This window comes from Williamsia sp. SKLECPSW1 (assembly GCF_054332755.1).
In genome coordinates, this window is the sequence record NZ_JBTGLI010000001.1 from 1,940,624 (window position 1) to 1,957,547 (window position 16,924).

General features: G+C 69.7%; 17 protein-coding genes. 9 read left to right on the top strand and 8 right to left on the bottom strand.

Going from position 1 to position 16,924, the window contains the following annotated elements; translation table 11 throughout:
* Nucleotides 1-190 precede the first annotated feature (190 nt).
* Together ACXVUM_RS08960 and ACXVUM_RS08965 are read left to right on the top strand one after the other, a co-directional pair.
* On the top strand, nt 191-718 hold the full coding sequence (locus tag ACXVUM_RS08960; protein ID WP_458521471.1) for a hypothetical protein: 528 nt from the start codon (nt 191-193) through the stop codon (nt 716-718).
* On the top strand, nt 715-1,320 hold the full coding sequence (locus tag ACXVUM_RS08965) for a class I SAM-dependent methyltransferase (protein ID WP_458521472.1): 606 nt from the start codon (nt 715-717) through the stop codon (nt 1,318-1,320). The genes ACXVUM_RS08960 and ACXVUM_RS08965 overlap by 4 nt, the downstream gene beginning before the upstream one ends.
* Before the next feature lies 1 nt (nt 1,321).
* On the opposite strand, the gene ACXVUM_RS08970 is transcribed toward ACXVUM_RS08965, so the two are convergent.
* The 4 genes from ACXVUM_RS08970 to ACXVUM_RS08985 all read right to left on the bottom strand — a co-directional run bounded on the left by ACXVUM_RS08970 (nt 1,322) and on the right by ACXVUM_RS08985 (nt 5,463).
* A complete protein-coding gene (locus tag ACXVUM_RS08970; RefSeq protein WP_458521473.1) occupies nt 1,322-2,035 on the bottom strand; it encodes a CPBP family intramembrane glutamic endopeptidase in 714 nt (237 codons plus the stop codon).
* A gap of 5 nt (nt 2,036-2,040) precedes the next feature.
* Nucleotides 2,041-3,201: an NAD(P)H-binding protein gene (locus ACXVUM_RS08975; protein ID WP_458521474.1), complete on the bottom strand. Its 1,161-nt coding sequence runs from the start codon at nt 3,199-3,201 to the stop codon at nt 2,041-2,043.
* A gap of 64 nt (nt 3,202-3,265) precedes the next feature.
* Entirely contained in the window at nt 3,266-4,339 is a 1,074-nt protein-coding gene (locus tag ACXVUM_RS08980; RefSeq protein ID WP_458521475.1) for a magnesium transporter CorA family protein, read from the bottom strand.
* 5 nt (nt 4,340-4,344) lie between these two features.
* Nucleotides 4,345-5,463, bottom strand: coding sequence for a D-alanine--D-alanine ligase family protein (locus ACXVUM_RS08985; RefSeq protein ID WP_458521476.1), 1,119 nt, complete (start codon nt 5,461-5,463; stop codon nt 4,345-4,347).
* 83 nt (nt 5,464-5,546) lie between these two features.
* Between ACXVUM_RS08985 and ACXVUM_RS08990 the strand changes: the two genes are divergently transcribed.
* Genes ACXVUM_RS08990 through ACXVUM_RS09000 form a run of 3 tightly spaced genes read left to right on the top strand, consistent with a single transcriptional unit; the run spans nt 5,547 to nt 9,228 of the window.
* Nucleotides 5,547-6,881 carry a UDP-N-acetylmuramoyl-tripeptide--D-alanyl-D-alanine ligase gene (locus ACXVUM_RS08990; RefSeq protein WP_458521477.1) on the top strand — a complete coding sequence of 445 codons (1,335 nt, stop codon included), beginning with the start codon at nt 5,547-5,549 and terminating at the stop codon, nt 6,879-6,881.
* Between the two features lie 35 nt (nt 6,882-6,916).
* Nucleotides 6,917-8,023 carry an acyltransferase family protein gene (locus ACXVUM_RS08995; protein ID WP_458522831.1) on the top strand — a complete coding sequence of 369 codons (1,107 nt, stop codon included), beginning with the start codon at nt 6,917-6,919 and terminating at the stop codon, nt 8,021-8,023.
* Complete coding sequence (locus ACXVUM_RS09000) at nt 8,020-9,228, top strand: hypothetical protein (RefSeq protein WP_458521478.1); 1,209 nt, start codon at nt 8,020-8,022, stop codon at nt 9,226-9,228. Before ACXVUM_RS08995 ends, ACXVUM_RS09000 begins: the two co-directional genes overlap by 4 nt.
* On the opposite strand, the gene ACXVUM_RS09005 is transcribed toward ACXVUM_RS09000, so the two are convergent.
* The gene (locus ACXVUM_RS09005) at nt 9,217-9,774 is read right to left on the bottom strand and encodes a cysteine hydrolase family protein (protein WP_458521479.1); all 558 of its coding nucleotides are present in this window, start codon (nt 9,772-9,774) and stop codon (nt 9,217-9,219) included. The two genes, ACXVUM_RS09000 and ACXVUM_RS09005, sit on opposite strands and share 12 nt — an antisense overlap.
* 59 nt (nt 9,775-9,833) lie before the next feature.
* On the opposite strand from ACXVUM_RS09005, the gene ACXVUM_RS09010 reads away from it, so the two are divergent.
* Nucleotides 9,834-10,277 carry a MarR family winged helix-turn-helix transcriptional regulator gene (locus ACXVUM_RS09010; RefSeq protein ID WP_458521480.1) on the top strand — a complete coding sequence of 148 codons (444 nt, stop codon included), beginning with the start codon at nt 9,834-9,836 and terminating at the stop codon, nt 10,275-10,277.
* Nucleotides 10,274-11,656: an MFS transporter gene (locus tag ACXVUM_RS09015; RefSeq protein ID WP_458521481.1), complete on the top strand. Its 1,383-nt coding sequence runs from the start codon at nt 10,274-10,276 to the stop codon at nt 11,654-11,656. Before ACXVUM_RS09010 ends, ACXVUM_RS09015 begins: the two co-directional genes overlap by 4 nt.
* Nucleotides 11,657-11,659: 3 nt before the next feature.
* Here the strand turns inward: ACXVUM_RS09015 and ACXVUM_RS09020 are convergent, their stop codons facing one another.
* Nucleotides 11,660-13,102: a serine hydrolase domain-containing protein gene (locus ACXVUM_RS09020; RefSeq protein ID WP_458521482.1), complete on the bottom strand. Its 1,443-nt coding sequence runs from the start codon at nt 13,100-13,102 to the stop codon at nt 11,660-11,662.
* A gap of 44 nt (nt 13,103-13,146) precedes the next feature.
* Here ACXVUM_RS09020 and ACXVUM_RS09025 point away from each other — a divergent pair, with 44 nt between their 5' ends.
* Nucleotides 13,147-13,776: a TetR/AcrR family transcriptional regulator gene (locus ACXVUM_RS09025; protein ID WP_458521483.1), complete on the top strand. Its 630-nt coding sequence runs from the start codon at nt 13,147-13,149 to the stop codon at nt 13,774-13,776.
* Nucleotides 13,777-13,779: 3 nt separating this feature from the next.
* On the opposite strand, the gene ACXVUM_RS09030 is transcribed toward ACXVUM_RS09025, so the two are convergent.
* Complete coding sequence (locus ACXVUM_RS09030) at nt 13,780-15,156, bottom strand: alpha/beta hydrolase-fold protein (protein WP_458522832.1); 1,377 nt, start codon at nt 15,154-15,156, stop codon at nt 13,780-13,782.
* 130 nt (nt 15,157-15,286) lie between these two features.
* Nucleotides 15,287-15,715 (bottom strand): acyl-CoA thioesterase, encoded by a 429-nt coding sequence (locus tag ACXVUM_RS09035; RefSeq protein WP_458521484.1) that lies wholly within the window; start codon nt 15,713-15,715, stop codon nt 15,287-15,289.
* A gap of 222 nt (nt 15,716-15,937) precedes the next feature.
* Between ACXVUM_RS09035 and ACXVUM_RS09040 the strand changes: the two genes are divergently transcribed.
* A complete protein-coding gene (locus ACXVUM_RS09040) occupies nt 15,938-16,912 on the top strand; it encodes an alpha/beta hydrolase (protein ID WP_458522833.1) in 975 nt (324 codons plus the stop codon).
* The last annotated feature ends 12 nt before the right edge of the window (nt 16,913-16,924 follow it).

The window sequence follows — 16,924 nt, forward strand, 5'->3', positions numbered from 1 at the left end:
TGCAGATCAGAGGGTGTTACGAGCTGCGACCGGGCATTCCAATTTCAGTTCAAATCCCTCCAGTTCCGCACAGATTTCGTGGACCGTGTCCGACATCCGCGTCCTCACGGGTCACCGTGGTCACTGTGACCACGAGTCGGGCTCAGGATGCGGGTCTCGGACATCTGTCGCCGATTACGATCGCTGCTCGATGACAGAAGCCGAATTCGACCGCGTCTGGGTCGTCGGGGGGCCGGGTGCAGGCAAGTCGACCTTCGCCCGGTCGTACGCGAAGCAGCTCGGTGTGGAGCCGATCGAGCTCGACGCGTTGTTCTGGGGTCCGGGATGGCAAGCGCGGTCGGAGGAGTGGCTGGTCGAGCAGCTCACCGCGAAGCTGTCGTCGCCGCGGTGGGTCGTCGACGGCTTCTATCCGGCGCTGTTCACCCGATTCGCGGCCCGATCCGAATGCATCGTCTGGCTCGACCCGCCGTTCGCGACGTCGTGGTCCCGCCTGCTGCGCCGGACGTTTCGTCGCGTGCGGACCCGAGAGGAGCTGTGGAACGGGAACACGGAGTCGCTGCGCAGTGCCCTCGGTCCGGACTCGATCCTGCTGTATGCCGTGCGGATCCGCAGAGACAGGGCGCGGGCGATCGCGACGCTGCTGCCTGATCTGAGAGATCGAGGAGTGGTCGTGCGGCACCTCCGCACGTCGCCGCCGACCGTACGGCCGGCGCCGTGAGCGGACGCGGGCCGATCGACGGACGGTGGAATCACAACATCCACTACCACCAGGTCGTGCTCGACGCCGTTCCCGACGGTGCCCGGACCGCCCTGGATGTCGGTACCGGTGACGGGTTGCTCGCTGCGGATCTCGCGACGGTCGTCGCGTCGGTGACGGGTATCGACACCGACGCGGAGGTTCTCACCTCGGCCCGTGGCGAATCGTCGTCGGTCCCATGGGTGCACGGCGACGTGATGACCCACCCCTTCGCGCCGGAATCCTTCGATGTCGTCGCCTCGGTGGCGACTCTGCACCACCTCGCCGACCCCGCAGCTGCGTTACAGAGATTCGCGGATCTGACGGCACCAGGAGGTGTGGTGGTGATCGTCGGGCTGGCGCGGACATCGACGGTCAGCGACGTGGCGATCCACCTCGCGGGCCAACTGCAGCACCGGATCCTGTCCATGCGCCATGGCTTCTGGGAGCACACGGCACCGAAGATCTGGCAGCAGTCGCACACGTACAGCGAGATGCGCGACGTCGCGCGAGAAGTGTTGCCGGGCTGCGAGTGGCGTCGACTGCCGATGTGGCGCTACCTGATCGAGTGGCGCAAGCCCTGACTCAGACGCCGAACAGCGGGGGCAGGGCGAGGAGGATCACCGCGGTCCAGGCAACGTGGGTGAGGATCGGGGCCAGCACACCGTCGGTGGCGCGGCGTTCGACGGCCGCGACGAAGCCCAGGAGGATCGCGGCGAAGCCCAGCATCGGGTTGCCGCTCGCGAGGGTGACGACGATGTAGATGAGCGTCGAGAAGACCACCGGGTAGTGGCGGCCCAGCGCCGAGTACAACGCGCCACGGAAGAACAGTTCCTCGGCGATGCCGTTGATCAGCGCGATCACCACGACGACGGCGAGGTTGCCGGCCGTCGCGTGCTCGAACACCGAGGTGACCAGGTCCTTGAGCGGCGGGATGAGACGCACCACGAGCCCGCCGAGGACGAACACCGCGCCGAGGCCGAGCCCCACGCCGATACCGGTGAGGATCGGTCGCCGTCGGTGTCCTCGCCACGTGACGCGGCCGAGGTGCAGTGGCCGCGACAGCGCAGCACCGATGCACCACACGGCGGCGAGCGCGAGCGTGTAGACGTAGAAGATCGCGTCGCCCGGTTTCGTCGAGAGCGACAGGCCCAGGAACACCGAACCGATCACCAGGAACACGATGACGACGATCCGTCGACGGCGGATCGTGCTCTGCGGTTCGGCGGGGTGTGCCGCCTCCTTGTGGAGCACGGCGCCCCGCAACTGATCCCAGCCCTCGGTCACCAACGTGGTCATGTCTCTCACCTCCCCAGGTGGTCGTTCACCCGCGCCACCGTCGCCGCGGCGAGATCCCATCCGACGCGCACGGCGCCGGCGGCCGGACCGGAGGACAGCACGAGTGACGCGCCGAGTCGTTCGAACTGGTCCCACCCGTCGACCGACACCGCGGCCGAACCGAGTTTGCGGATGTGGGCGACGTCGCCACCCGCCCAGTCGGGGTCGGAGTCGGCGATGTGGTGCGGATCGACCAGCTGGTCGACCGGCCGGGGTGTTCCGTCGGACAGGGCGCGTTCGATCGCGTCACGCACCGTGAGCAGCCCACCTGGCGGGTCGGGGACCAGCGTTCGGATGCGGTGCTCGGTGGCGTACATGGGGTAGTCCAGCGACGCGACGAGATCACCGGTCAGTCCGGTCGGGACGGGTACCAGCAGGCCGCTCACCTTCGACGCCAGGCCGGTGCCGAAACCCCGCAGGGGCAACGGGATCCGCCGCCGATGGGCGACCGACAGGTAGGTCATGAGAACGTCGCGGTAGCTCGACTCGTCCGCACCCGCGACGTCGTAGGCGCCCGCGGGCAGCACCGACGCGTCGGCCGCGGCGACCAGATAGTGCACGACGTCGCGCACCGACACCGGGTCCATCTTGTTGTCGGCCCAGGCGGGCAGCGGGATGACGGGGAGGCGATCGGCCAGGTAGCGGATCAGCTCGAACGACGTCGACCCCGCACCGAGGACCACGGCCGACCGCAGCCAGACCAGCTCGGGGCCGCCGGGGACCTGGAGATGGTCGGCGACCTCGGCCCGGCTGACGAGATGCTCCGACAGCCGCGAGTCGTCCGGCACGAAACCGCCGAGGTAGACGATGCGGGACACACCGTTGTCGCGGGCGGCCTCGGCGACGTTGCGGGCCGCCGCGTTGTCCTTCGCACGGAAGTCCTGCTGCCCGATGCCGTGCACCAGGTAGTAGACGACGTCGATCGGGCCGACCGCACCGAACGCCGTCGCGGCCGCGGTGCGGTCGGATGCGTCGAGCGCGACCGGGACGACGTCGTCGTACCAGCCGTAGGCGGCGAGTCCGTCGGGCTTGCGGGAGGCGGCGATCACCTCGTGGCCCGCGTCGAGGAGGCCTGTGACCAGTCGTGACCCGACGTAGCCGCTGGCACCGGTCACCAGGATGCGCATGGGTCCCACGGTAGGCGCTGCTCGCGGGACGAGCGCGGGCGCGGGGCCCTGCGCATCGGCGAGGTCAGAGCCAGTCGCGGCGCTTGAACAGCGCATACAGGACGACCATGGCGGTGACGAGCAGCACCGAACTGGTGACGAATCCCACCGTGTGGTCGAAACCGGGGAACGGGATGTTCTGCCCGTAGAAGCCGGTGATGGCGGTCGGCACGGCGATGATCGCCGCCCACCCGGTCAACTTCTTCATCACCGTGTTCAGCCGTGCGTCCTGCAACGACAGGTTCGTCTCGAACACCGTGGACACCATGTCGCGCAACGATTCGGTCCACTCCGCCGCGCGCAGGACGTGGTCGTAGAGATCGGCGAACTCCGCGTCGAGGCGGTCGCCCTGCCCGAGTGCGTCGCGGCGGTGCTGGATCACCGCGACGACCTCCCGCATCGGCAGCACCACACGTCGCAGGGCGACGAGGTCCTTCCGCACGCCGTAGGTCCGACGCTGCAGCGTGCGCGCGGCGACGGACTCGTCGAACAGCAGCCCCTCGAGGTCCTCGATCGCGTCGTCGAGCGTCTGCACCGCCTCGAAGTGCCCGTCGACGACGACGTCGAGCAGGCCGTGGAGCAGAGCCTCGACGCCGCGGTCGCGCGCCTCGGTCTCGTCCCACCGCCGGCGGACCTCGTTCATGTCGACCAGGCTGGGAGAGCCCTCGCCGGGGCGGTCGGTGCGGCCTTTTCCGCCGTCGCGTGTCGAACCGGTGAGGCGGACGGTGATCAACGCGTTGTGCTTGACGAACACCGAGATGCGTTGTGTGGCGATCGACTGCGACGCGCCGGTGGGCGAATCGGCCGCCCGGACGCCGGCGTCGGAAGCACACCGGACCGCGTAGACGGTGAGGAACGTGTGGTGGGCGTAGGTGGTCGCCTTGGTGCGCTCGGCGGCGGCGAGGGAGTCCTCCACAGCCCACGGGCTCAGGTCCAGTTCCTCGGCGAGACGACCCAGCGTCTCCTCCGACGGATCCAGCAGGTCGGCCCAGACGAGGGTGTCGGAATCCTCGAGGCACTCGGACACGACGGCGAGTTCGAACCCGTCGACCGGCCGGCCACCCCGCCAGATCTGGCCGGTGATCGCCCCGTCCGACACTGCGGTCAGTGCTCGGTGGAGAAGGTCGAGCGACGACCGTGGCGGAACCAGGCGAGGTCGACGAGGCGGTCGATGAGGTCGGGATACGACAACCCCGATGCCTCCCACATCTTCGGGTACATCGACGACGGCGTGAACCCGGGAATCGTGTTGACCTCGTTGAGGAGCCAGCCGCGGCCATCTGCCTCGTAGAAGAAGTCGACGCGGGCCATGCCCGAACAGCGCATCGCGGTGAACGCAGTGCGCGCCAACGCGCGCACCTCGGCGATGGCGTCGTCGGGCAACTGTGCCGGGATCGACAGCCCCGCAGTGCCGTTCAGGTACTTGTCGGCGTAGTCGTAGAACTCGGAGCCGGGCAGGATCTCGCCGGGAAGCGACGCCTCGGGCTCGGCGTTGCCGAGCACGGCGACCTCGATCTCGCGGCCGGTCACCCCCTCCTCGGCGATGAGCACCTCGTCGTACCGCAACGCCAGGTCGATCGCGGCGGCCAGTTCGGCGGCGTCGTGTGCTTTCGAGATGCCCACGGAGGAACCGAGATTCGCCGGCTTGACGAACACCGGGAAACCCAGCTCGTCGGCGACGCGACTCGCGAACTCGGTGGTCGTGCCGATGCCGTCCTGGTACTCCAGCCACCGGCACTGCGGGATCCGGTGTTGTGCGGCAACGACCTTGGCCATCGCCTTGTCCATGCACAGTGCCGACCCGAGGACCCCGCTGCCCACATAGGGCACGCCGAGGAGCTCCAGCATCCCCTGGACGGTGCCGTCCTCGCCGTGCGGGCCGTGGAGCAGCGGGAGGACCACCGTGGTCGGAATCGGTTCACCGGTGCCGATCCCTCGCGACTCCTGCAGGATCTCCGTAGAGCTGACGGTGGTGCCCTCGGGCGACAGGCTCGACGGCAGCTCGCGACCCTCGTCCAGCGCCGCGATCGCCTTGTCGTTGCGGAGCCACTCGCCGGCGCGGGTGATGCCGACCGGGACGATGTCGTAGCGGCGTCGATCGGCGGCTGCCATCACGTGCGCGGCGGTGATGCAGGAGATGTCGTGCTCGGCCGATCGGCCGCCGTAGAGGACGACCAGACGCACTCGTTCGAGCGGCTGCTCGGGGTCGGGCGGTGAGACCATGGCGATCAGCCTACGGTCACGATCCGGACACCCGCGAGACGTGGTGGAACCGTCCCCGGTCGCCGCCGGAGTAAATTCGACGAGTGCATTTCACAGCCAGCGAGGTCGCCTCCGCCGTCGGCGGGAGTCTCACCGGCGCCGATGTCCAGATCGACGGCGCCGGGATCGACTCCCGCACGATCGCGTCGGGGCAGCTCTTCGTCCCGATCGTCGCCGAACGCGATGGTCACGACTTCATCCCCCAGGCGCTGTCCGCCGGTGCCTCGGCCTACCTGACCGCACGCCCACCGGTCGCGGACTCGGCGGTGACGGCCATCGAGGTCGACGACACCGCCCCGGCGTTGGCCGCGCTCGGCGAGGCCGCTCGCGCACGTGTCACCGGGCCGGTCGTGGGTGTCACCGGATCGGTCGGCAAGACATCGACCAAGGACATGTTGGCGCAGGTGCTCTCGACCGCGCTGCGCACGCACGCCAACGAGCGGTCGTTCAACAACGAGCTGGGGCTCCCGCTCACCCTGTTCGGTGCGCCCGACGACACCGAGGCCGTCGTCGTCGAGATGGGTGCCCGCGGCATCGGGCACATCGCGATGCTGTGCGACATCGCCCATCCCACCGTGGGCGTGGTGACCCGCGTCGACGGGGTGCACCTCGAGATGTTCGGCTCCATCGGCGCGATCGCGCAGGCCAAGGGTGAACTCATCGCGTCCCTGCCCGACGACGGCCTCGCGGTTCTCAATGTCGACCAGGACACCGTCATCGCGATGGCCGCCCGGACGACCGCCGACGTCATCGCCTACGGGCTGTCGTCGAAGGCCGACGTCCACGCCGACGACATCCGAGTCGACGCCGAACTGCGCCCGACGTTCACGCTGCGCTCGCCGTGGGGATCGATCGAGGTCGCGATGGCGGCGCGTGGTCGGCATCAGGTGCACAACGCGCTCGCCGCGGCATCGGTCGCGGGCGGGCTGGGGTTGTCCGTCGAGCAGATCGCCGAGGGGCTCTCGGGTGCGGCGATCTCGGGGCTCCGGATGGAGCTGACGCGCACCGACGACGGCGTCGCCGTCCTCAACGACTCCTACAACGCCAACCCCACGTCGATGAACGCGGCGCTCGACGCGCTCGCCGGTCTGACCGAGGGGCGCAGGGTCGCAGTCGTCGGGGTGATGGCAGAGCTGGGCGACACCGCCGCCGGCGAACATCGGGCGATCACCGCCCGCGCCCGCGAACTGGGTGTCGAGGTGGTCGCCGTGGACGCGCCCGACTACGGGCCCGGCGCGCAGCACGTCGCGGACATCGACGCCGCACTCTCCGCCCTGTCCGGCCTCTCCACCGGCGACGCCGTGCTGGTGAAGGGGTCGCGGGTCGCGGCACTCGAACGCGTCGCGGCAGCTCTGCTGGCGGCACCGGCGTCGCGCTGACCACCACCGGAGGCCGCCGGGACTCCCTGACCGGTCTGCGGGCGGTCGCCGCGTTCGCGGTCTGCGCGACGCACGCGGCGTTCTGGACCGGTGGCTACACCGACGACCTGCCGGGGCGGATGGCAGCCCGACTGGAGATCGGCGTGGCGATCTTCTTCGTGCTGTCGGGGTACCTGCTGTTCCGACCGTGGGTGCGTGCGCTCGCCGAGGGGCGACCGGGCCCGTCGGTGCGTCGGTACGCGGTCCACCGGGTGCGTCGGGTCCTTCCGGCGTACTGGGTGACGGTGATCGCCACGTATGCGCTGTTCTCGGTGTGGCGTACGCAGGACGCGACGCTTGCACACGACTGGTCGGGGTTCGTCCGGTCGATGACGCTGACCCAGATCTACGGCTTCGGTCACCTGCACGTGGGGCTCACGCAGATGTGGAGCCTTGCCGTCGAGGCGGCGTTCTATGTCGCACTGCCCGTGATCGCCTGGCTGATCGTGCGCGTCGTCTGCCGACGGCGGTGGCGTCCGTGGGCGGTCCTCGGGGCACTCGTGCTCGTCGCCGCGGTGAGCCCCGTCTGGGCGATCCTGACCTCCGACGGCACCCTGACCGACCCGACCGCGCGGCTGTGGCCGCCTGCATTCGTGATCTGGTTCGCCTGCGGCATGGCCCTCGCCGTCGCCGCGCAGTGCGCCGTGCGGGTGCATCCCCTGCTCGCGGTTCTCGTCGCCGTGCTCGCGTTCCAGCTGAGTTGGACGGCGGCCGCGGGGGAGCCGACCATCACGCCGACCACCGCGGGCGCGACGATCGTGAAGTCGGTCCTGTACGCGATCACCGCGTCGTGTCTGGTGGGTGCACTGGCGCTGTCGCGGCCGGGGAATGCGTTCGACCGCCTCCTGGCGCACCGCGCGGCCGTGTGGCTCGGTGAGATCTCCTACGAGTTCTTCCTCGTCCACCTCGTGGTGCTCGTCTGGGCGATGGACCTGCTCGGCTACCCGACCTTCACCGGGTCGATGCTCGGCGTGCTCATCGTCACGACTGTGGTGAGCATTCCGATCGCCTGGGCACTGCATCGCACGACATATGCCTGGTTGTGGGCCCGATCCGTACCATCGGAGGCGACCGCGCGACCCGAGAGGAGCACTGCCCGATGAGCCGTGACGCCTCCTCCGTCCAGGTCACCGCGGAGACCGTCCACCGGTGGTGCGAGAAGTCGACGATCCCGGGCCGCCACCCCGAACTGTCGGATCCGGCTGCCGTCGCGATAGCCACGGGCCACCTCGACGCCTCCGCGCGGGGTGTCGTCCTCGCGCGCATGTCGGCCGGACTCCCGATCCCGTCGTCGGCGCAGATGCTGCCCGGGACACGGGAGTTCGCCGAACTCCGACGCCTCCAGCGGACCGTCGCGGCTCTCGACGAACAGGCGAACGCACCGATGACGCCGTCGATGGTGGCCGCGGTCATCCGCGCGCGCCGGAACTCGGTGGCCCGCAAGCTCGACGACGCGCGCCGCGTCCTCGTCAACGGCAAGGGCGTCTTCGCCACCGGCGTCCGGGCGATCCGCCGCGAACGCCGCGAGGGCACCCACCTCGAGGCCGTCGACCGCGAGCGCCTGTTCATCGGCCTCACCTACACCCCCACACCGGACGTCGGGGGATACGTCCGTCGCATCGGCAACGCCGCACTCGAGCGCGTCGCCGGTGCGATCGAGAACGCCGCTGCGCGGTCCGGGAAGGATTCCGGCCGACGGTGGTTCGCCGAGATGGCCGGAGACGTGGAGAGTGCCGCACCGAGCGCCGACTCCCGGTTCATCGACGGCTACGAGACGATGCTGTTCGCCGCAGGGAGTTTCTACGACCGCGTCCTGCGTTGTCCGGCATGGCATTCCGAGCACTTCGCGCTGCAACGCGGCCAGGTCGATCTGCACGCGGAACTGGCCGAGATCGCCGCGGACGTCATCGCCCTGCGTGCCATCCGCGTCGATCTCGACACCTCACGCCGCTCGGCGGGTTTCGACGACGACCTCGACGGCCACATCGCCCGTCGGGAACGATCGCTGCGACCGGTCTGGCGGGAACTGGTCGACCGGGTGGCGGCGCTGGCGACGGTCGCCGAGGTCGTCGAATCGGCCGCAGCCGAGTTGCGGGTGCTCGAGGAGTACGCGCGCACCGCCACCATCGACGACCGCATCGACGAGTTGGTCGGCCGGTCCGGGTCGCGCGAGGTCTCCGCGGACAACACCCGCAGGCTCACCGAGCAGGTCCGCGCAGGCGAGGAGAATCTCCGCATCTACCGGGATGTGCTGCAGGGCAACATCCATCGCCTGTCCGCAGGCACCCGCCCCTTCTCAGGCGAGTGACCCCGCCCAGTCCGCGGTGGTCGTCACCGTCGCCTGACGGGGGAACACCGAGTTCATCAGCACGTCGTGGACGTCGGTCTGGGTGTCGGCGCACGCATCTGACAGCACCGTGATCCGGTAGTCGAGGTCGGCGGCCTGTCGAAGCGTCGACAGCACGACCCCACTGGTGGAGATGCCGGCGAGGACGATCTCCGAGACGTCGAGCCCACGCAGGAGCACCTCGAGGTCGCTGCCGGTGAAGGCGCTGACCCGACGCTTGACCACGACAGGCTCGTCGGGTCGCGGGGCGAGAGCGGCGTGGATCCGGGTCGCCTCCGCGGACTCGGTCATCGTGTCCCCGGCCGCACCCGCCACGCCGGCGAACGCGGCGTTGCTCGCCGCCACCTCCGGGTAGCCGGGGCGGAAGGCGACCCGGACGAAGACCACCGGGATGCCCGCGCTGCGAGCGGCCTCGGTGGCGGTGACCGCGTTGTCGAGGACGTCGGACGACTCCAGACGACCGACGATGCCGTTCTGGAAGTCCATGACGAGGAGAGCTGAGTTCATGAGCCGATAATGACAGCCCAGACTGTTCATTGCAAGCTGATCAGTCTAGACTGACAAGTATGACTTCCTCTGAACCGTCCGAACTGGCGCTGCGCGCGGCCGGCGACATCCGGGTGGCCGTGGGGCGCCTCCTCCGCAGGTTGCGCGAGGTGTCGACGGGTGACGAGCTGACCCCCGCGCAGGCGTCGGTGCTCGCGCGGGTCGGCAAGGGTGAGGCGTCGACCGCCGCTCGGCTCGCCGAGATCGAGAACGTCCGTCCCCAGTCGATGTCGGCGACGGTCGCCGCGTTGGAGCGGATGGGCCTCCTCGAGCGACACGCCGACCCCACGGACGGTCGACGCCAGCTCGTCGTCCTGACCGCCGCGGGCCGTGACGCCGACGATCACAACCACCAGGCGCGCCGGGAATGGCTGACCGACACCGTGAGCGAACGACTCACGGACGAGGAATGCGCCGTCCTGGTCGACGCGGCCCGGATCATCGACAAGGTGGTCGGACGGTGACCGCGGTGAGCGGGACGCGCCCGGCCCGCTTCGATCGGCGGCTGTTGGCGCCGATGATGATCGGCTCGATCCTGAACCCGATCAACTCGTCGATCATCGCGATCGCGCTGGTCCCCATCGCGGTGGCCTTTGGGGCCCCGGCGTCGCAGACCGCGTGGCTCGTCTCGGGTCTGTACCTCGCGACCGCGATCGGGCAGCCGGTGATGGGTCGTCTCATCGACGCGCACGGTCCGCGAAGGCTCTATCTGATCGGGGCGGTCTGCACCATCGTCGCCGGCGTCGTGGGGGTGCTGGCACCGGACGTGTGGGTGCTCGTCGTGGCGCGGATCCTTCTCGGTGTCGGCACCTGCGCAGCGTATCCGGCGTCGATGTACCTCATCCGGATGGAGAGCGACCGGACCGGGATGTCCAGTCCGGCAGGGGTGTTGACCGCCCTGTCGGTGACCACCCAGACCATCGCGGTGATCGGGCCGACGCTCGGTGGCCTGCTGATCGGCCTGGGCGGGTGGCGTGCGACGTTCGCGATCAACATCCCGCTGGGCGCTGCGATCCTGGTCCTCGGGATCGTCTTCCTGCCGCGACGGGTCCCCGATGTCGCCCCGTCGCAACGCCGAGGTGACTGGTTCGGCGTCGCGTTGTTCACGGCGATGGTCCTGTCGCTGCTGCTCTTCCTGATGCACCTGTCCGTCGCGCTGCTGTGGCTGCCGGTGTGTGCGGTGGTGATCGGCGCGGTCTTCGTGATGTGGGAGCGGCGGACCGAGAGCCCGTTCATCGACGTCGCACTGTTCGTCGGCAACCGCCCGCTCGCCGTCACCTATCTCCGTGCCGTGCTCGCGGCCACCGTCTCCTACAGCTATCTCTACGGCTACACCCAGTGGCTGCAGGAGACACGTGGACTGTCCTCCACCGCAGCGGGTCTCGTGCTGCTGCCGACATTCGCGATCGGGATCCTCGTCTCGGTGACGACCGGTCGACGACCCCAGATCCGACGCAAGTTGCTGGTCGGGGCGATCGCGCAGATGGCTGCGGCGGGCTTGATCCTGGCCTCCACCGGGAACGAGCCCATCTGGTACCTGGTGGTGACCGCCGCGGTCACCGGTGTGCCGCAGGGGCTGCTCAGCCTCGCGGTGCAGAACACGCTGTACCACCAGGCCGATCCCGAGCGCATGGGTGCATCGTCGGGACTGCTCCGGACGTTCTTCTACTCCGGGGCGATGCTGTCCTCGGCGGCGGCCGGGGCGTTCTTCGGGGCCCGCGCGACGACCGCCGGCGTGCACGAGCTCGCGATCTTCATGCTCTCCATCGCGGCTGTCCTCGTGGTCGTCACCGCCGCGGACCGGAGCCTGCGAGCGGTCGACGCCGCGGCAGGGCGCTCCTGACCGTCACCGCGGACGCTGCGGCGCACCGGGTATCGGCAGGCAGGCCAGCGCGAAGCAGCCCGGGTTCCCCTGCAGGGGAGCGCGCAGGGGTGTCGGGCCGCAGTGGGTGATGGTGCACCCGGCGGGCGCGTAGGGGCCGAGCCCGAACGCTCCCAGCGCCACAGACGGATCGGCGAACTCGTCGGGCGCGACCGTGAGGTTGAACGTCGGTCGGTAGGGCCCCGGATCGGGCAGGTGTGGATCGGTCACCGACGCGGCGAACAGCCGCAGGAAGCTGTGGTACAGCTCGCTGTTCAGGCTTCCGCTGAGTGTGGTGATGGGGTCCGGTGAGACGTCGCCGAACGCGCCGGTCCAGCTCACGAGGATGCCGAGGCTCGGCATGATGAAGTTGTTCTGCTGTGCCAGCCCGACCATCGCGTAGACGTCCGACGGGAGGCCCGCGAAGGGCGTCACGTCGATCGTCTGTCGCGAGGGGATCGACGGCCCCGTGCACGGTTTGCGGTTCAGCCAGAACATGTAGCCGTAGCACGGGTTGGTCGCCGTGGGGGTCCGCGCCTGATCGACGTAATCGGCGTCGATCACCCTGCGCCCGTTCCATTCCCCGTTGTTCAGCATCAGCAGGCCGAGCCGGGCGAAGTCGTCGGGCGGCATGTAGAGGAACGCGTAGCCGTAGGTGTTGCCGCTGCGGTCGCGGTTCCAGAACCAGTCGTGCGGACCGATGCCGACGGGTCCGAAGAGCTTGTCCTGTGCGAAACGTTGGACGTCCTCACCCACGGCCCGGCCGACGACGTAGGCGAGCAGGTCCCCGTTGTGTTGTCCGTACTCGAAGAATGTCCCCGGCCGGTGCAGGATGGGCAGTGCCAGTGCCTGTTTCACCACGTTGATGTCGAGGTCGAGTGCGGCGGGGATCCCCTCGCTGACGATCGACTGCTTCAGCCCGGACGTCTGTGTCACGAGGTCCCGGACCGTGATCGCGCGGTGCGCGGCGTCGCCGAGACCTGCGGGGAGGTAGTCGCCGATGGGCGCGTCGAGTCGCAGCAGGCCCTCGCTGGAGGCGACGCCGGCGAGCATCGACACCACCGATTTCGTGCCGCTCCACAGGTTCCAGGGGACGCGGTCGGTCACGCTGTTGAACGGGCCCTCGCCGATCAGGCAGTTGTACCGGTAGATCTGGACGTTGGTGCGCAGTCGCTGTGAGGCGAAGGCGATCGCCGTGCGTAGCTTCGCGGCGTCGATGCCGACCGCACCGGGGGTGGCTCTCTGCGGCGTCGACCCCTCGGGGACCGTGCACGTCCGGGTGGATGCGACCGGGGTCGCCCCGACGACGGGCGCCTGTAGGGGTGCGAGCGCGGCGGTCAGCGCCAGGACGACCAGAACGGCGCGTCGGCGACGGCCGGAGAACCGCGGGACCCGCCGACGATTGTGACCCGCAACACTTGACTCCACGGTAAACAGATAGCACACGGCGCGCTCTGCGTACAGTGATCGCCGTGTCCGCCCCGCAGACCCGCCGGAGGCGACCAGGTCCGGCACCCATCGCGCGCGAGCCCGTGCTCCTCGCCGCCGCGGAGGTCTTCGCGGACAACGGGTACGACGGAGCGTCGGTCGCGGAGATCGCCCGTCGTGCGCAGACGAGCAAGCCGACCCTCTACAAGCACTTCGGTGACAAGGCCGGGCTGTACCGTGCCTGTCTCGACGTCGAGGTCGCGGTCGCACAGGACTTCCTCTTCGAGGCATACGCCCGTGCCGAATCGGAGTCCATCGCCGACGAGGTGACCGCCGACGTCGTCGCGTTCTTCGACTACGCGCGCATCCGTCCGCACGGCTTCCGGTTGATCGTCGACGACAGCCATCGCGGGCCGGGCGGCGAGGTCGCACAGTCGTTCTCCGACACCGTCATCGCGCGGATCGCACGGCGGCTCGCGGAACGGACGGGAATCGAGGCGTCGTCGCCGGTGCTGCGGCAGATCGGGGCGATGCTCGTCGGCGCCTCCGTCTACGCCGCGCGGGAGGCGCTCGTCGTCTCGCATGCCGATCCCGTCGAGGCGTCACGACTGGCCGCGCAGTTCATGACCGGCGCCGTGCTGCACCTCGCGGCGGGCCAGGGCTCGGGCAGCTGAGCATCAGGCTCCGGCGACGCCGATCTTCTGCGCCAGCCACGGCAACGAGTCCTCGAACGAGGTCGACGCGAACTGCCACGAATGCCGACCCGGACGGTTGTCGATGGTGCAGCTGATCGCGACCGCGCGGTTCGCGGCGCACAACTGCACCGCCTCCTGCGCCTGATCCGCCGAGCCGCCGTCACCCCGGCCGCCGAGCCCCGCACCGCCCTGCGACGGTGGCTTCCATCCGCCCGGTGGACGGTGGTGGCCCCCGGCGTGCCGCCAGCGCGGCATGTGCGACTGGTCGGCTTCCTCGTACAGTGCCGACACCCCGGCGTAGGGGCCGTGTCGCTGCATGACGACGGCGGGGTCGAAGGATTCGTATGCGGCGGTGTTGCCGCCGAAGAGCCGGTCGATGGTCTGCTGTTTCGTCCCGGCGACCGGCGCTGCGTCACCGGCGATGTCGACGTAGGAGTGGAACAGGTCCGGGTGCATCACGGTCAGGTCCACAGCGCAGGTCCCGCCCATGGACCACCCGACGATCCCCCAGTTCGCCGCCGCGGACGACGTGTGGAATCGGGAGATCACCGCGGGCCGGACCTCGTCGGTGAGGTGCGTCGCGACGTTGCCGCGCGGACCGTTCACGCACTCCGTGTCGTTGTTGAACGATCCGCCCGCGTCGACGAACACGAGCACAGGGGCGACGCCGCCGTGTGCGGCGGCGTACTTGTCGACGATCGGGATCGCGTCGCCGCTGCGCATCCAGTCCGCCGGGGTGTTGAACTCGCCCGCGATCATCATCACCACGGGCAGCGTCGGCGGCGTCGCGCCGCGGAACCATGCCGGCGGCAGGTAGACGTACTCGGTGCGGTGCGCGAAGTGGCTGATGTCGTCGGTGGTGGTGATCGGGACGACGGCACCGGTGGTGCGATCGGTGCCGCGCATCGCCGCGAGATGACTGGCGGACACCTGATCGGGGAGCGGCCCCGCGGTGATGCCACCCCACGCGGCCGCCAGCGTCGGGTAATAGCCCACCCACTGGTCGAGCACGACGGAGGTGGTGAGCGCTGCCGCGACGACCGCGAGGACGGCCACCCCGCGCCGCCACCACCGGGCGCTGCGAAAGCCGAGGACGAGGACCGCGAAGGCACCCACGGTCGCGCCCACCCAGATCCACAGCTGCCACGGCGCCGGGTCGGTGGCGAGGCCCTCGGAGTCGAAGTAGAGGCGCACCAGCAGGGCGCCGATCACCGCGATCAGTGCCGAGACCGGGACCCAGAGGAACCGCCACCGTCGGCTGCGCCACCCGACGGCGACGACGAGCAGGACGACGGCGACGATCTGCAGCGTCAGGGGAAACCAGCCGCCGAGCAGGGACACACCGTTGTGTGACGACATGGGCACGTCGGCGATTGTGCCGAGCGAACCTGTCCGGTCTCTGTGAGATACGTGTGAGGACAGGCGAACACGGGCGCAGCCGACGTTTCGGGCGGAGGCTGACCGTGGAGCCGACCGGCCCCGTCGGCCGTCAGCGCCCCGACCAGGCCCGCAGGGTCGCCTTCTCGTCGTCGGTGAGACGGCGCAGGGTGTGCGCCTGCACGTCGACGACGGCCATCTGGGTCGACGCGGTGTAGGCGGGCGACGCGTCCGGCGCGTCGGATGCGGCGCTCAGCGCGTAGCCGATGGTGAAGTCCACCGAGCGGAACCCGGCGATCCACATCGCCACCCGGATCGGACCGTCGTCGGCGTTGAGGTGCCGGTGCGCGGTGAGGTCGACCGTCACGATCATCGCGCTGGTGATGAGCGGGCGGTGTTCGTCGCCCGCGCTGAGGAGCCACGCCACCCGTGCCTCCTCCATGACCGTGACCAGGTGTGCGGTGGACATCAGGCCCGACTGCCCGGCGTCGGACCAGCGGACCGGGACCGACGCGGTGAAGGCCGCTTCGCCTATGCCCACGGTGTGACTTCTGGGGCTGATGTTGCGGGAGGGACGCCCAATCGTGACTGACCCGATGCCCGGTGAATTGCGGCGACGGCCGGTCCCGCCGCTGGGCGGTGGCTACTCTTGGTGGGCGCAGACACCCCTTGTTGTTACAGCGTCGGGGTGTGTGGTCCGTTGCGAGGGGTGGAGAACGTGGGCAGGCCGGTGGGGGTTCGACGACGCGGGATCCGTCATGTGCTGGTCGCGCTGACAGCTGCTCTCGCGGTCACCGGGGCGGTGTCTCCCGTGGCGCTCGCCGCTCCTGCTCCACCGCCGCCGCCGACCGAGGTCGCCCTCGACAAGGTCGTGAAGGTGTCGCCGCGTCGGCTCGACCTCACCGTGGAGTCGCCGGCGATGGGTGGGCCGGTCTCGGTCACCGTGTTGCTCCCGCGCGACACCTCACGCAGCCGCTCGACGGTGTACATGCTCGACGGCGCGGGCGCCACGGGCGCGGTGAGCGACTGGATCACCAAGGGCGGCGCTGTGCAGTTCTTCGCCGACAAGGACGTCAACGTCGTGCTGCCCGCCGGCGGCAAGGGCACTTTCTACACCGATTGGGAACGCCCCGATCCCGTCGTCGGCAAGCCGATGTGGGAGACGTTCCTGACCCAGGAACTCCCGCCACTGATCGACCGCTACTACAACGGCAACGGGCGCAACGCGATCGTCGGGCTGTCCATGGGTGGGCAGGCTGCGCTCGCCCTCACCTTCCGTCATCCGCAGCTCTACACCGGTGCGGCGTCGCTCAGCGGGTGCCCGGCCACCAGCGGCCTGCTCGACGAGGCCTACGTGCGCGCCACGGTCGGCCGCGACGGAGGCGACGCGACCAACATGTGGGGGCCTTTCGGTGCGCCGGGCTGGGCCGCCCACGACCCGACCCTGCACCTGGACAAGCTGCGCGGCAAGAACCTCTACATCTCGGCCGGCTCCGGTGCGATCGGCCCGCTGGACTTCGAGGCACCGCTCGATCCGGGGATGAGTCGGCAGCAGCAGACGTTCGCCGCGTCCGGTCTCGAGAGCGGCGCCTACCGCTGTTCGCTCGAGTTCGCGGTGGCGTTGCGGGCGAACAACATCCCGGCGACCGAGAGCTTCCCGCTCATCGGCACCCACAGCTGGGTGTACTGGAAGCGCGACCTCCCGCAGCTCTGGCCGACCATCGCACGCGGTCTCTGACCGGGTAGGTCG

Coding starts and splice junctions, on each gene's coding strand:
- ACXVUM_RS09010 (WP_458521480.1), top strand. CDS start 9,834: ATGACTTCCTCTGAACCGTCCGAACTGGCGCTGCGCGCGGCCGGCGAC.
- ACXVUM_RS08975 (WP_458521474.1), bottom strand. CDS start 3,201: ATGCGCATCCTGGTGACCGGTGCCAGCGGCTACGTCGGGTCACGACTG.
- ACXVUM_RS08960 (WP_458521471.1), top strand. CDS start 191: ATGACAGAAGCCGAATTCGACCGCGTCTGGGTCGTCGGGGGGCCGGGT.
- ACXVUM_RS09030 (WP_458522832.1), bottom strand. CDS start 15,156: ATGTCGTCACACAACGGTGTGTCCCTGCTCGGCGGCTGGTTTCCCCTG.
- ACXVUM_RS08985 (WP_458521476.1), bottom strand. CDS start 5,463: ATGGTCTCACCGCCCGACCCCGAGCAGCCGCTCGAACGAGTGCGTCTG.
- ACXVUM_RS09005 (WP_458521479.1), bottom strand. CDS start 9,774: ATGAACTCAGCTCTCCTCGTCATGGACTTCCAGAACGGCATCGTCGGT.
- ACXVUM_RS09000 (WP_458521478.1), top strand. CDS start 8,020: ATGAGCCGTGACGCCTCCTCCGTCCAGGTCACCGCGGAGACCGTCCAC.
- ACXVUM_RS08970 (WP_458521473.1), bottom strand. CDS start 2,035: ATGACCACGTTGGTGACCGAGGGCTGGGATCAGTTGCGGGGCGCCGTG.